Origin of the sequence: Motilimonas sp. 1_MG-2023 (genome assembly GCF_030547455.1) — a bacterium.
Lineage (GTDB): Bacteria > Pseudomonadota > Gammaproteobacteria > Enterobacterales > CBDFNC01 > Motilimonas.
Genome location: NZ_JAUOPX010000346.1, coordinates 1 through 230 on the forward strand (window position 1 = coordinate 1; position 230 = coordinate 230).

The window sequence follows — 230 nt, forward strand, 5'->3', positions numbered from 1 at the left end:
CCACGGAGGGACGTCGCTCAATAATATCTAGCACTTTCTTTGGGTTACGCTTAAACGCACTACGAATAAAAATGGCAATAATATTTGTACGAGCGGATAACAGTTGATCAATAAGCTGTGGGAATTTTTCACCATCGAGTCGGGCCAATGTTTCCAGAATATTCAACACTGAAGTTTGCCAAATATCATTTAATTGCTTTGGTTTACAATTTCGAATTGTCAGCCAACAG

General features: G+C 39.1%; 1 pseudogene. It reads right to left on the bottom strand.

Features of this window, described 5'->3' with window-relative positions:
* Positions 1 to 230: pseudogene (locus tag Q4519_RS22260) on the bottom strand (fatty acid metabolism transcriptional regulator FadR); the annotation flags it as partial.